13 protein-coding genes are annotated in these 13,764 nt (G+C 73.6%); 8 read left to right on the forward strand and 5 right to left on the reverse strand.

The features are described from left to right. Positions 1-165 precede the first annotated feature (165 nt). Positions 166-1,548, forward strand: coding sequence for a hypothetical protein (locus ACSNOK_RS21730; RefSeq protein WP_436782410.1), 1,383 nt, complete (start codon positions 166-168; stop codon positions 1,546-1,548). A 23-nt stretch (positions 1,549-1,571) separates the two neighbouring features. Here the strand turns inward: ACSNOK_RS21730 and ACSNOK_RS21735 are convergent, their stop codons facing one another. Then, positions 1,572-2,357, reverse strand: a complete 786-nt coding sequence (locus ACSNOK_RS21735; RefSeq protein ID WP_436782411.1) for an aminoglycoside N(3)-acetyltransferase — start codon at positions 2,355-2,357, stop codon at positions 1,572-1,574. 318 nt (positions 2,358-2,675) lie between these two features. Between ACSNOK_RS21735 and ACSNOK_RS21740 the strand changes: the two genes are divergently transcribed. The 4 genes from ACSNOK_RS21740 (at position 2,676) to ACSNOK_RS21755 (ending at position 6,057) form a co-directional block, all read left to right on the forward strand. After that, positions 2,676-3,542, forward strand: a complete 867-nt coding sequence (locus tag ACSNOK_RS21740) for a helix-turn-helix domain-containing protein (RefSeq protein ID WP_436782412.1) — start codon at positions 2,676-2,678, stop codon at positions 3,540-3,542. Beyond that, entirely contained in the window at positions 3,539-3,736 is a 198-nt protein-coding gene (locus ACSNOK_RS21745; RefSeq protein WP_436782413.1) for a DUF397 domain-containing protein, read from the forward strand. The genes ACSNOK_RS21740 and ACSNOK_RS21745 overlap by 4 nt, the downstream gene beginning before the upstream one ends. Before the next feature lie 83 nt (positions 3,737-3,819). After that, positions 3,820-4,278 carry an NUDIX hydrolase gene (locus tag ACSNOK_RS21750; RefSeq protein WP_436782414.1) on the forward strand — a complete coding sequence of 153 codons (459 nt, stop codon included), beginning with the start codon at positions 3,820-3,822 and terminating at the stop codon, positions 4,276-4,278. A gap of 420 nt (positions 4,279-4,698) precedes the next feature. Then, the gene (locus ACSNOK_RS21755; protein WP_436782415.1) at positions 4,699-6,057 is read left to right on the forward strand and encodes a family 43 glycosylhydrolase; all 1,359 of its coding nucleotides are present in this window, start codon (positions 4,699-4,701) and stop codon (positions 6,055-6,057) included. 72 nt (positions 6,058-6,129) lie between these two features. Here ACSNOK_RS21755 and ACSNOK_RS21760 read toward each other — a convergent pair whose 3' ends face one another. Continuing rightward, positions 6,130-7,104 carry a ricin-type beta-trefoil lectin domain protein gene (locus ACSNOK_RS21760; RefSeq protein ID WP_436782416.1) on the reverse strand — a complete coding sequence of 325 codons (975 nt, stop codon included), beginning with the start codon at positions 7,102-7,104 and terminating at the stop codon, positions 6,130-6,132. Positions 7,105-7,518: 414 nt separating this feature from the next. Here ACSNOK_RS21760 and ACSNOK_RS21765 point away from each other — a divergent pair, with 414 nt between their 5' ends. The 3 genes from ACSNOK_RS21765 to ACSNOK_RS21775 all read left to right on the forward strand — a co-directional run bounded on the left by ACSNOK_RS21765 (position 7,519) and on the right by ACSNOK_RS21775 (position 9,755). Beyond that, positions 7,519-8,115 (forward strand): hypothetical protein, encoded by a 597-nt coding sequence (locus ACSNOK_RS21765; protein WP_436782417.1) that lies wholly within the window; start codon positions 7,519-7,521, stop codon positions 8,113-8,115. Between the two features lie 182 nt (positions 8,116-8,297). Next, a complete protein-coding gene (locus ACSNOK_RS21770) occupies positions 8,298-9,209 on the forward strand; it encodes a hypothetical protein (RefSeq protein ID WP_436782418.1) in 912 nt (303 codons plus the stop codon). A 72-nt stretch (positions 9,210-9,281) separates the two neighbouring features. Beyond that, positions 9,282-9,755 (forward strand): peptidase inhibitor family I36 protein, encoded by a 474-nt coding sequence (locus tag ACSNOK_RS21775; protein WP_436782419.1) that lies wholly within the window; start codon positions 9,282-9,284, stop codon positions 9,753-9,755. A gap of 77 nt (positions 9,756-9,832) precedes the next feature. Here ACSNOK_RS21775 and ACSNOK_RS21780 read toward each other — a convergent pair whose 3' ends face one another. The 3 genes from ACSNOK_RS21780 to ACSNOK_RS21790 all read right to left on the reverse strand — a co-directional run. Next, a complete protein-coding gene (locus ACSNOK_RS21780) occupies positions 9,833-10,345 on the reverse strand; it encodes a hypothetical protein (protein WP_436782420.1) in 513 nt (170 codons plus the stop codon). Positions 10,346-10,369: 24 nt separating this feature from the next. Continuing rightward, entirely contained in the window at positions 10,370-10,978 is a 609-nt protein-coding gene (locus ACSNOK_RS21785; RefSeq protein ID WP_436782421.1) for an NADPH-dependent FMN reductase, read from the reverse strand. 331 nt (positions 10,979-11,309) lie between these two features. Further along, on the reverse strand, positions 11,310-13,764 hold a 2,455-nt coding region (locus ACSNOK_RS21790; protein WP_436782422.1), incomplete at its 5' end, for an AfsR/SARP family transcriptional regulator.

The raw sequence follows: 13,764 nt of genomic DNA on the forward strand, positions 1-13,764 counted from the left end.
GGGCCAAGGTCCGGGGGCGGGCGGGTGTCCAGTCGTTCACTCCCGCAACGGCCGTATCCGGTCCTGAGACCGCCGCCTGGGCCGTTGACGGCCGTACGACCGGCCTGTTGGCTGCCTGCGCGTAGTCCGAGCGCATATGCGCGCACTGCCCGAGGGGGGGACGACATGCGTCGATCCGGTCTGCTCAGACATGCCGCGGTGGCGGCGGCGTTATCGGCGGGCCTCTGCACGGCCCTGCCCACGACCACGGCGACCGCGGCACCGGTGCCGCCACGGGTGACGGCGGCGGCAGACGTTCCGGTACCGCGAACAGAGCAGGTGAGCGTCGCGGAGGACGGCACTCCGGCGAACGCGCCCGTGGAGGGCGGTCGCCTCAGCGGCGACGGCCGTTACGTCGTCTTCTCCTCCCGGGCCGGCAACCTCGTCCCCGGAGCCACCGGGAACCGTATGAAGGTCTTCCTCAAGGACCTCACGACCGGCCGCGTCGAACTGATCAGCGCCGCCTCGGGCGGCGCGGAGGCCGACGGCGACTCCACGGCCGACAGCGTCAGCGGCGACGGCCGCTACGTCGTCTTCACCTCCTCCGCCACCGACCTCACGGGCACCACCGGCACCACCCCGCCCACCGGCCGCCGGACGGACGTCTACGTCCGGGACCGCGCGACCGGCCGCACCGAGATCCTCGACCGCGACGGCGACGCCGCCTCGGCACCCCGGACCTCGGAGGGGCAGATCAGCGACGACGGCCGCCGGGTCGCGTTCCTGTCCACGGGCGGCGACGGCTACGCCTACCTCCACGTCCGCGACCGCCGGGAGCGGACGACGGTACGCGTCGGCGGGAAGCTGTCGTGGGGCGTGTACGCCTCACCGGTGATCAGCGCGGACGGGAGCAAGGTCGGCTTCAAGTCCTACGGCATCTCCCCGGGCACGACCGCCCCCTCCGTTGCCCCGTCCGCCCGGACCGGCCGGCCCGGCGTCCCGCGCCCCGCCCCCGACCGCCGGTTCTACGTCTACGACGTCCGCACCCGGACCACCCGGCTCGCCGCCCGGGGCCTCGACGACGAGGACGTCCGCGCCGACCGGATCGCCCTCAGCCCCGACGGCCGGTACGCCCTCTTCTCCTGCACCTCGCAGCGGGTCGTGGAGAACGACACCAACGAGGCGGGAGACGTCTTCGCCACCGACCTCGCCACCGACGAGGTCCGGCTCCTCAGCCTCGCCCCGGGCGGCGCCCAGGCGGACGGCGGCTCGACGCTCGGCGGCCTGATGAGCGCCGACAACGGAAAGGTGTTCTTCACATCGCGGGCCACCAACCTCGTACCCGGCGACACCAACGACACCGACGACGTCTTCGTCCGGAACCTGACGACCGGCGCCGTGGAACGCGTCAGCACCGCCCCCGACGGCTCGCAGCGAAGCGACCACGCCCGCCTCCTGGGCGTCGACCGGGCCGGGGACACCGTCCTCTTCGGCAGCTCGCCGGACGAGCCCCTCCCCAAGGGGCCGGCCACGGTGACGGGGCTGTTCGTCCGGCGCCCGGCTCCCTGAACAGGCGGGCCGCGCGCCCCCGCCTACGAGCGGTTCTCCCCGAACCAGGTGACGGCGAACGCGACGGCCTCCGCCAGGGAGAAGAGGTGCGCGGTCGCCTGCCCCACCCGCCCGGTCGTCACCGCGCCGGTCGCGGCGAACGCCTCGCCGAGCCGGCCGAAGTCCCGCTCGTCGAGGGCGACGTCCGTGAACGACGCCCAGGCGCGCCCGCCGTCGGACGCGCGCACCGCACAGGCGTACTCGGTCCGCGGCGGACGGGGAACCCGGTACTCGGCGAGATGAAAGGCGGTGCACTTCTCGAACCCGGTCCCCAGCAACAGGACGCGCCCACCGGCCTCTTCCAGGCGCGCCAGCGGGGAACCCTCCCCCAGCATGCTGTCCGGCGCGTGCTCCGCGACCAGTGCGGCGGCTCGCGGACCGACCGCCGCGAACGAGGTCTGCGGATGCGCGCTGCGCACCGCGCCGGGCCAGGTGCGGACGGTCTCCGGGATGACCCCCATGCCGAGGGCCGGGGTCACCCTCGGGTCGTAGGCCGGCGACTCCGCGCGGATGACGGGCCACCACGACTCGGGGACGGGCGGGTTGGACCAATCGGCCGGATCCGAGTTGTCGGGCGTGTGCGTCGGCACGACGAGGGTGCCGTGCTCCCCCACGGCGTCCATCAGCGCGTGGACGACCGTGAGCGCGCCGCCGCAGACCCAGCCCAGCGAGCTGAGCGAGGAGTGGACCAGCAGGGTGTCGCCTGGTGCGACGCCCAGGCGGGCGAGATCACGGCTGAGACTCGTTCGCGTGCGGGGACCGTCCGACACCTCTGGCTCTCCTCTTCCGATGGGCGCCGCCAAGGCGCACACCAGCGTAGGACGCCACAACTCGCTCGCGCACACGGGATTATGACAAGAGATCGACAGTCGCTCCCTTTCCCGTCGCCTCTGCCCGCCGGAAGGCGAGCCGGCTCAGAGCCAGGTCCTGCCAGGGCAGGCCGACGGGGGCATAGACGGTGATCTCCCGGCTGTGGGAACGGCAGGAACTCCGTATCACCAGTTGTACGTGAACGACTCACCTCGTTGACAGCGTGGATCCCCGTAGGGACAGCGGCCACACTATGACGCGACAGGGAGGGGAGGCGGATGCCACCGAGGAAGGTCCCGACGGCCCGACAGCGTCGGCTGGGAACCGAACTGAGGAAACTACGTGAGCACGCCGGCCTGCCGCTGAGCGAGGCCGCGGCCTTGCTAGGCACGGATCGGACAAGCATCAGCAACACCGAGAGCGGACGGTTCGGCGTCAGCGGCCAGCGGGTTCGCACCTGGGCGAACCATTACGGTTGCCCCGATCTCGCATACATCGACGCTCTCGCCGCCATGGCCGAGGAACGCGGCAAGGGCTGGTGGGAGGAATATCGAGGGGATCTGTCGGCGGGCGTCCTGGACCTGGCGGAGCTGGAGCACCACGCCCGAGCGCTTCGGGCGATTCAGATCATGCATATGCCCGGCCTTCTGCAAACCGAGGAGTACGCCCGCGCCGTTTTCGCCGAGGCGGTCCCTCCGGCGTCCTCGGCGCTCCTTCGGCGCCGCCTCTCGCATCGATTGCGCCGCCGCGACGTACTCGATGGACAGAACCCGCCGGATTGCACGTTCCTCATCCACGAAGCCGCCCTCCGCCTGCGGTTCGGCGGACCGAAGGTCGCCGACGCTCAGCTCCGATACCTCCTTGAGCAGTCGGAGCGGGACAACGTGACGGTCAGGGTCATCCCGTTTGACGCGGGCGGTTTCCCCAACGCCGGAAGTTCGGCACTCTACGTCTACGGGCCCGTGCCGCAGCTGGACACAGTGCAGACGGATACTCCCAACGGAGGCATGTTTCTGGACGCGGAAACGCGTCTCGCGAATTACCGAGCCGTTCTCGACCGAGTCGAGGAGAAGTCACTCTCTCCCGACCGGTCACGCGACTTTATTCTCCACACGGCACGGCGACTGTGGAGGTATGAGGCATGAAACCAGACATCACATGGCGTAAATCCTCAAAGTCGACAGATGCTGAGGGAAACTGCCTGGAAGTGGCCAGGCGAGGGGATGCCATCCTCATACGGGAAGGCGACGACCCGGACGTCGTCATCCGTACGAGCCCCACCAAACTGCGCGCCCTCATCGCAAGTGCGGGCGAAGACGGTCCCGGCGACCCGGCCTGAGATCCACCCGAACCGAAGTCCCTCACTCGTACTGGTGAGGGGCTTCCGCTGTCTCACGAGACGGTATGTGCCATCCTCACGCCGTGCGTCGGCCACCACGGCAACCATTCGGCTCGTGCAAGGAAGACGGCAGTCCCCACGCCTCCGGCCTCGCCCACCTCACCGACGCCGAGGGCCGCCTCCTCATGCTGAAGGGAGGCGACGGCACATGGCGCCTGCCCGGCGGCCCCGCGCTGCCGGACGAATCCGCGCGGGACGCGATGAGTTACCACGTGCGGCGCGACCTCCAGCTTCACGTCGAGCCGCGGTTCCTGCTCGGCGTGGAACCGGTCGAGGGGACGGGATCCACCGTCTACCTGTTCGCGTGCGGAACACTGCAGGCAGACGACATCGCCCGCATCCGACTCCCCAACGGCAACGCGCGCTCGAACGTCGTGGCGTACGCGTTCGTGGACTACCCGGGTGCCGCCGAAGACGTCAGCCCGCACGAGCATCAGCTGATCACCGAGGCGGCGGCCACCTTCCGCGGGGAACCCCGTTGATGGTGCACTGCGGCGACTTGGACCACGACGTGCTCTGACCTCCGAGAGGTGCCGGGCCGAGCCGGCACCCGGTCACGTTGGTGGCGCGGCCCCGGGCCGGTGGGGTGGGCCCAGCCGGCGGGGGCCCGTGCCGGTGGTCCCCAAAAGGTGGCGCCGATCACCTGCTCGCGCCGAAACAGGCTGCCCTCCGCGTCGCCGATCTCCTCCGCGCCTCCTTGGCGGCGGCGACGGTGCCGGCCGTGGGCCAAGGCGTCCAGGTGTGGGCGTCCGGTCACCACAGTGTCAGGGGCACCGCCGGCCCTCAAGGCGCGCCCCCGGAGCGTCCGGGCGCCGGGGTGTGCTTCGGGGCGCCGGGGAACGGTGGGCCCGGGTGGGTGTGGCGCCGGGGCGGGCCGTCGGGGTGGTGGTCGAATGGGGGCCGTGCCGCACCGTATCGCCGTTCGCCGGCTGTCACGCCTCCTCGCCGTCGCCGCCCTGCTCGCCGTGGCCGTCTGCCGGGGGCCGGTGCCGGCGGGCGCGGCCGTCGGCGGGCCCGTCCTCGACCACGAGTTCGCCGATCCCGACGTGATGAAGGTGGGAGGCACGTACCACGCCTACGCCACCCACGACGACAGCCGGAACGTCCAGCACGCCACCTCTCGCGACCTCGTCCACTGGACGCTCGCGGCAGCCGACGCGCTGCCCGCGCCGGGCGCCTGGGCCGAGCCGCGGCGCGAACTGGTGTGGGCACCGGAGGTCTTCGACAACGGCAACGGCTTCACCCTCCAGTACACGGCCCGCGACCGGGCCGGCGGCAGGCAGTGCGTCGGCGCCGCCGTGTCGGCCTCCCCGGACGGGCCGTTCCGGCCGGTCGGGGACAAGCCGCTGGTGTGCCCGGTCGAGCAGGGAGGCGCGATCGACGCCTCCGTGTTCACGGAGGGCGGCCGGCGCTACCTGCTCTGGAAGAACGACGGGAACTGCTGCGAGATGCAGACCTCCCTCCACCTCCAGCCCGTCTCGTGGGACGGCACGCGCACGACCGGCCCGGCCGTCACCCTGCTCACCCGGGACCGGGAGTGGGAAGGACGGGTGGTCGAGGCCCCCACCCTGGTCAAACGGGGCGGACACTACGTGCTGTTCTACTCGGCCGACTCCTACGCCGGGGACGCGTACAAGACCGGCTACGCCGTGGCGGATTCCCTCACCGGGCCCTACGTCAAGGGCTCCAACCCGCTGATGACCACCGAGTCCCTCGCCGGCACGGTGCACGGCCCCGGCGGCCAGGACGTCGTGACCGGACCGGACGGCCGCGACCGCGTCCTCTTCCACGGGTGGAGCCCCGACCGCACCCGGCGGGTCATGTACGCGGCCGACCTGGCGTACGACGGCGGCCGTCCCGTGGTGCGCGGCGGCAAGGCGCGCTACGAGGCGGAGGACGCGACGGTGGTCCACGCCGCCGTCCGCGACGCCGTACGGGCCTCGGGCGGCCGGGCCGTCGGGCACGTCGACGAGGCGGACAGCTCGGTCGAGTTCCGCGTCCACGCCATGTCGGCGGGCCGCCACACCCTGTCCGTGCGCTTCGGAAACGGCTCGCTGGAGGGAGGCGCGCCGGCGACCGCCTCGCACACCCTCCGGGTCAACGGCGCGGACGCGGGCACCGTCCGCTATCCGTACACCGGCTGGGACGCGTGGCAGGAGGTGGAGGTGACCGTCTCCCTGCGCGCGGGACGGAACACCGTCCGCCTCGCCAAGGGCGAGCGGTTCGCGGAAGTGGACTGTCTGGACGTGGACGTGGTCTGACCCGCATAGTGCCAGCCCCGGCCGCGGGCCGTCCTCGCATGAGCGGTACCGGGGGGCCGGAGGGGTGCCGGGTCAGCCCCACTTCTGCCGCGGGCCGCCGTCGCAGGGCAGCAGGCGCAGCCCCGCGTCGCCGCCGTCGTCCAGGCACGTGCCCGTCGCCTTGTTCCTGACTTCCACGGACTCGTCGGGCCGGGTGGTCACCGTCCACCGCTGTGCCGGTCCGGGGGACGCGGCGCAGCCTGTGGCGCGCGGTGCCGCCCGGGCGTCGCTCGCCAGGCAGGCCCCGGTGGCGTGGTTCCTGAGCTGCCGGCTGCCGTCGGGGAGGCCGTGGACGGTCCAGCGCTGGTAGCTCATCCCGTTGCAGGCGTATGAGCGCAGGGCGTAGTCGAGGCTGTCGTCCAGGCAGGTGCCGGTGGCGCGGCTGACGAAGATGCGGACGCCGTCGGACCGCCCTGTTCCGTGCTCCGATCCGGGTCCGTCCTTCCCGTCGCCGCCCTTCCCGTTGCCGCTCTTCTCGTCGCCGCCCTTCTTGCCGGCCGTCGACATGACCCGCGCGCCGGAACCAGGGGTGGAGAGGGCGTCCGGGCGGAGCACGAGCACGGTGAGGACGACGCCGGCGAGCGTCCCGGCGACGGCTCCGACGACGGCGTACGTCCAGCGGCCCCGGAATCCTCCCCCCAGCCGGCCGCGCAACCGGCCGCGCGGTAGCGCGCGTACGGTCCGGGCCAGGCGTCCGGTCCACGAGCCCGCCGTACGGCCGGAGGCGTCGGGCCCGGCCTCGGCGGAGGACGCGGACTGGCCGCGGTCCGCCGCCTCCCACAGCACCCGGAACTCCGCGGGGTCGCCGTTCAGCGTGCGGCACAGGTCCAGGACCGTCGTCCACGGCGGCACCGTGCTCCCCCGGAAGTACCGCGACAGTGACGAGTCGCTGATCGGCATCTCCTCTTCCAGCGAGCGCAGCGTGTGGCCGGAGCGCTGTTGCAGAGCGCGTAACGCGTTCCCGAGCCGCCGGGCCGGATCCACGGCGGGCCTCTCCTCAGCGGGCATGAGCGCTCCCTTCCCCGAACGGGCCACGGGGGTGCCCCAGCACGCCGTCCCATGTCCCGGGACAAGCACGTCCCCGCAGGTCGGAACCCTAGGGATCCCGACCTTCCGGAAGCAAACGGGACATTCTTGCGACGGGTGACGGGCCCCCACAGACTCTGATCACCGGCGCCGCGGCCGAGGCGTAAGCGCCCCGACGGCCGTTCGTTCCACGCCGGTGGCCCCTGCGACGAAACCCGGCGGACGGCTTCAGGCGAGCCCTGAGCGTGGCCGAGTCCCCACCGCCCCGGCGGTGGGCACCGGGCCCTCCCGTCGACAGCCGGCCTCACGCGGCACCGCATCCCCACCGGAACGACACGTCATCAGACGACAACCCACGACCAACCCATCCACATGCCGACGCATCGGAGCACCACCATGTCCAAGACCCCGGTCCACCGCTGGGCCCTCGCCTCCCTCACCACCGCCGTCTGCGCGGGAGCCCTCACGTTGACGGCCGCCCCTTCCGCACCCGCGGCACCTCCCGGCTCCAGCCACACCACAGCGTCCACCACCGCGCACCGGCAGAGCGTCGCGGCGGCTCCGGCCGTCACCCGGGCCGAGGTGTTGCAGCGGGCCAAGTCGTGGCTCACCGCCAACAACGGCAGGCCCGTCCCGTACAGCCAGAACGCGTACTGGAAGGACGGCTACCGGCAGGACTGCTCGGGCTACGTCTCCATGGCCCTCCGGCTGCCGGCCCCCGGCCCCAACACCGTCAAGCTCAAGAGCAGGACCTACAGCCGCCAGATCGCGATGAAGGACCTCGCCCCCGGCGACCTGGTCATCAAGGCCGACAGCGACAGCGCCGACTTCCGGCACGTCGTCATCTTCGACGGCTGGGCCGACGGCGCCCACACGGCCTACAAGTCGTACGAGCAGGCGGGCGTCGTCGGCACGCGCTGGAAGCAGCACTCGTACGGGGTCAGCGGTCGCGATGGGTACCACGCCTACCGGCCGGTCAACATCACCGGCTGACGACCGGACGACCGCCCCGGCCGGGCGCGCCGACAGGGACCGGCCGGGTCGGGAGCCCGTGCACGCGCGGCGGCATGCGAACCGGCCGCGCCCGCCCAGGCCGGCCGACCGCCCGGTCATCGCCGTGAGCACGCCCCCGCCAACCAAAGCAACCCGCATCCGCCCACCCGGAGTTGATCACCATGCGCTCGGCGCCCCGCATACGGAACCTGGCCCTCGTCACCGCCGCCACGGCGGCCCTCCTCCTGCTGGTGACAGCGGTCGCCTGGTGGATCCGGTGGCCGCAGGCCGGCACCGGACCGTCACACGCCCCAGGCCCCCGGGCCGAGCGCCTGCTGCACCGCGCCGAGCAGCTCCTCCTGCGGTCCTGCATGCGGCAGGCGGGCTTCGACTACCACCCCGTCCCCGGCGACGCGGCCGACACCGGGCGCGACTCGCCCTACGTCCTCGACGACGAGGTGTGGGCGCGCGAGCACGGCTACGACCGCGACCGGCGGGAACGCCTGCGAGCCGCCCCCGAACGGGACCCCAACCGGCGGTACTTCGCGTCCCTGCCGCCCGAGCGCAGGGCCGTCGCCCTCGTCGCCGCCAACGGCCCCCGCCCCGACGGCGTCCGGGCCGCGCTCCCGACCGGCGGTGTGATCCAGCGCAGCGACCGCGGCTGCGTCTCCGAGGCGCAGCGCCGGCTCTACGGCGATCTCCAGGAATGGTTCCAGGTGTCGGCCACCGTCCGCGCGCTGGAACCGCTGCGCAGGTCACGGGTGACGGGTGACCCCCGCTACGTCCGCGATCTGGCCGCCTGGGCGCGCTGCATGCGCGGCGCGGGGCATCCGTACCCGAGCCCCGCCGACGCCCGTGCCGCCGCCCTCTCCCCCACCCACCCGATGCCGCGCGCCCGGGAGACCGCCCTGGCCACGGCCGAGGCGCGCTGCGCCGTCCGGTCCGGTCTGGCCCGGACCGCCCGCCGGCTGGACGAGGTCCACCGTGCGGAGCTGGCCCGCGGCTACAAACGGGACATCGACCGGAAGAACGCCCTCCAGGCCCGCGCGCTCCCCCGGGCGCGTGCGGTGATCGACGGCCACGAGGGGGCCTGACCGGGAAGCCCGCGCGGCAGCGCGATCCACCACAGCCCGACACGACCATGAGACACGAGAAAGGGAATCACCATGCGCGAGATCCGTACCGTCCTCGCCGGACTGGCGGTCGCCACGACCGTCGCCCTGCTGCCGGCCGGAGCCGAGGCAGCCGCCCCGGCCTCCGTTCCGGCCTCCGTCCCGGCCTCCGGGGCCACCGCTCCGTCCGCTTCCCGGGCGCAGGCTCCGGCCCCCGACGGCTTCCTCTACGCGTGGGAGCACGCCCACGCCGGAGGCGCCCACTGCCGGTGGAACAAGGAGAACGCCAACTGGGCGGGCTGCCGGAACAAGGTCTCCGACGTCTGGAACAACGGCCTCCCCGGCCGTCGGCAGGACGTCAGGCTCTTCTACGGCCTGGCCATGACCGGCTCCTACTTCTGTCTGCGGCAGGGTGAGTCGATCCCCGACCTGAACGCGGCGGGGACGGTGTTCACCGGTCCCGGCCAGGGACGGGGGCAGCTCGTCAACGACAACGTCTCGTCCCACGACTGGGTCGACGCCTGCTGACGCACCCGTACGGCCGGGCGTTCACCGGCCGGACCGCGGCCGTGGCCCCATCCGGTGGCCACGGCCGACGGCGCGCCTCAGGCCAGGGAGACCAGCGCGAGGGCCGAGGCGCCGAAGACCACGACGTGCCGGGCGTTCTGCAAGACCCAGACCCAGGCGGGGAAGCCGCTCTCGGCGGCCTTCAGCAGGGCGGCCACGTCGACGCGGGCGAGTTCGGGATCGCCCTTGCGCGCGAAGGCCGCCTGTACCGACTTCACTGCCGTCACGTTGCTGTACAGGATGACGATGTTGATGACGAGCACCAACCCGAGCACGGCCCAGGTCGCGGGCCCGGCCCAGCCGTGGCCGGTCAGGTTGAGGACGGCCGCGGCGGCGGTCACCGCGGCGATGGCGACGGGCGCCCACGTCTCGTGGCCGCTCGCGTCGAATCTCATGCCGTTCTCCGCCAGCACACTCGTCCGCACGCCCTGCCGTTCGAGCTCCCGGTGCGCGGCGGCCGTGGCGGCGGGGCCGTGGCGGTGGCGCACCAGCGGGATGCTGACGAAGGCGGCGGCGACCAGCAGTTGCATGGCGGCGGGGAAGGCGTTCACGGCCGGGTCCTCCTTCTCTGCCGGTCAGGCCGCGGACCCGACCGCGGATGCGGCGGCGGACTTGGCGTCGATCTTGGCCTGGAGGGCGGACAGCAGGCCCTGGAGCAGCTCGATGGTCATCTCGTCGTGCAGCGTGCCGTCGGCGTCGAAGCGCTCGTGCGAGCGGAACACCTGGACCTCGGGCTTCACGACGACGTCGCTGTCGGTCCAGACGAAGACCTGCCGCAGCGCCAGCTGCGCCCGTACCGTGCCGAAGTTGGTGGGGGCGGCGCCGAGGATGGCGACCGGCTTGCGGTGCAGCGGGAGGCCCTCGGTCTTGGTCCAGTCGGTGCTCAGCCAGTCGAGGGCGTTCTTCAGGACGCCGGGGATCGAGTAGTTGTACTCGGGGGTGGCGATCAGCAGACCGTCCGCCTCCCGCACCAGACGGCGCAGCTCCGTCACGACGGCGGGACGCAGTTCGGGGGTGTCGACGTCGCGGTCGTACGGCGGGATCTCGCGCAGGTGCTCGTAGATCTCGATTTCCTGGCCGCCCGGGTTGAACTTCTGGGCGGCGCGCAGGAGAAGGGTGTTGTGGGAGCCGGCGCGCAGCGAGCCGGAGACGGCGAGGATGCGGGTGGGGCGGGACGCGGTCATGAGGGGGCTCCTTGGGGTCTGGCCGTCCGTGCCGGCGAACGGGCCGGGGCGTGGATCGTGGTGTGGCTCGTGCCGGGAGGAACCCTGCGGATGCGCGCTGACACACCGCCGACGCGGCACTGACCGGCTGCTGACGGCTGGTCAGCGCCTTGTAGGCGTCCTGCCGTCATGCGCTGACGGGCTGCCGGGGGACGGGGTGGTGAGCTGTCATGCCCGGGCCCGTCGCCCGGCCGGGGCGAGTTGGTCGGAGGCGGCGGAACGGGACGTCCGTACGTCGGCTGGCGCTCGCCGCCCCGCATACCGGGACGCCGGGGCGTCGGGGCGTCGGGCTCTAGTGCACCCTGCGCCGTGACCGCGAGCGGGCCGGAAGGCGGGCGCAGCCGGCCCGGGTGGTGCGGCCCGCCGGGGTGCCGACGCCGAGCGGCTCGACGCCGAGCGGCTCGGCGGGGAACGCCCGCGCTTGTGACCAATTCGCAGGCGTTGGCGCTGTGTCGGACGGATCGCCGTGGTTCGACGGCTCGGTCCGGCCGGCCGTGCCGCGCATCGCCCAGTAGGGAAGCAGCGCGGTGAACAGCCGCGCCGCCCGGGCTGTGTCACCGGTGCGCACGGCCGTCCGCAGCGCGTGGACGACGTTGTCGTGCTCCGCGTGGAGGACGGCGGCCGCCTGCCCGCAGCGGGCGGTACGCAGCAGCGGCGCGGTGGTCTCGGCGAGGGCGAGGAAGTGGTCGACGAACCGCGCCGTGAGGTCGGGTCCGGAGACGGCGTGCCGGGAGGCCGCGTAGGCGCGTTCGGTCTCCGCCATCCGGTACCGGGGCTCCACGCCGGGATCCGCGATCACCAGGGACTTCTCGACCAGCGACGTGAGCACGTACAGGATGTCGCCCGCGGGCAGCGAGGCGTCCGCGCACACCGCCTCCAGGGTGGCCAGGCCGGCTCCGCCGGGGAATACCGACAGCCGTCCCGCGAGCGCCCGTTCGGCGTCGTCCAGCAGGTCCCAGCTCCACTCGACGAGGGCGCGCAGGGTGCGCTGACGCGGCGGCGCGGTCCGGCTGCCGGAGGTCAGGAGCCGGAAGCGGTCGCCAAGCCGGTCGGCGATCTGGCCGACGGCCATGGCGCGCAGCCGGCCCGCGGCGAGTTCGACGGCCAGGGGCATGCCGTCGAGCCGCCGGCAGATCGCCGCCACGGGGCCGACCGTGCTCCCGTCGAGGACGAAGTCGGGCCTGACGGCGGTGGCCCGGTCCACGAACAGGCGCACCGACGCGGCCCCGACGGCCTCGGCGGGGGTGGGGTGCGCGGCGGGGACCGGAAGCGGGCCCAGGCGGAGCAGGCGTTCGCCGGTGACGGCGAGCGGCTCCCGGCTGGTGACGAGGAGCCTCAGCCGCCGCGCCCGGCCCAGGAGCCGGTCGGCGAACTCCGCGGCGGCGTCGACGAGGTGCTCGCAGTTGTCCAGCACCAGTACCGCCTCGTCACCGGCGAGCAGCTCCGCGATCCGGTCCGCCTGCGCGGCCGGCCCGCCCCCGGTGTCCGCGGCGCCGAGCGCCGCGAGGACCGCGTCGGCCGGCCCCTCGGGCGCGCCGACACCGGCCAGCGGCACGAACCACACCCGGCCGTGCGCGCCGGCCGGTGCGCGCGACACGGCTTCGAGGGAGAGCCGGGTCTTGCCGGAACCGCCCGGGCCCACGATCGTGACCAGCCGGGACGCCGCGAGCGTGTCGGCGAGGACGCGCAACTCCTGCTCCCGGCCCACGAAGCTGGTGAGGTGGGCCGGGAGCCTGCCCGGAGCGGCCACGCGGCGCTGCACCGCCCGGCGGTCCGGTGCTTCCTCCGGTACTTCGTCCGATGCGTGATCCGGTGCCTGATCTGACATTTGACCCGCTGGGCGGACCACTCGGCGGGTCACCGGGCGCCTGCCCGCAGGCGAGGCCGACGCGGCGCCGCCCCTCCCTCCGCCTTTCTCCGCGCCCCTATCGTCGCTCCTCTCATAACCCTCACCATCGCCCCCTTCGCCCCGCAGCAGCGCGAGTTGGAGGTCCCGCAGCCGGACCGAGGGATCGACGCCGAGTTCCTCGCGCAGCCCGCGGCGCACCCGCGCGTACACCTCCAGGGCCTCCGGCAACTGCCCCGCCGCGGCCAGCGCGCGCATCCGCAGCTCGGCCAGCCGCTCGTTGAGCGGGTGCTCGGCCCCCGCCACCCCGAGCTCGGCCAGGACCTCGGCGTGCCGGCCCCGCCGCAGCTCGGCGGCGAACCGGCCCTCGGCCGCCGCCGCCCGCGCCTCGTGCAGCCTGGTCGCGGCGCGCTCGGCGAAGGGTGCGTTCCGTACGTCGGCGAGCGCGGTGCCGCGCCAGATCCGCAGCGCCGCCGCGAGGAGGGACGCCCCCTCCGCGTCCCGCCCGGCCGCCAGCTCACGCCGGCCGCGTGCGGTCAGCTCCTCGAATCGGTGCACGTCCACGTCCTCGGGGTGCACCGGCAGCCGGTAGCCGGCGGGGGTCAGCTCGATCGTCCCGGCGCCCCTCAATGCCTTGCGCAGCCGCGACACCGAGGCCTGGAGGGCACTGCCGGCCCCGGCGGGGAGACGTTCGCCCCAGAGGTCCTCGACGAGGGTGCCGGTGGACACCGGGCGGCCCGCCGCGAGCGCGAGCCTCGCCAGCACCATGCGGAGCCGCGCGCCGCCGAGTTCGATCGGCGACCCGTCGTCGGCGCAGACCTCGACCGGGCCGAGCAGGGCGATGCGCACCAGGAGTTCCTCCGGCTGGGGGGCGGACGGATGGAGGGGTGAGGTGGGGAGG

The sequence above is a fragment of the Streptomyces sp. URMC 126 genome (assembly GCF_051386555.1).
Lineage (GTDB): Bacteria > Actinomycetota > Actinomycetes > Streptomycetales > Streptomycetaceae > Streptomyces.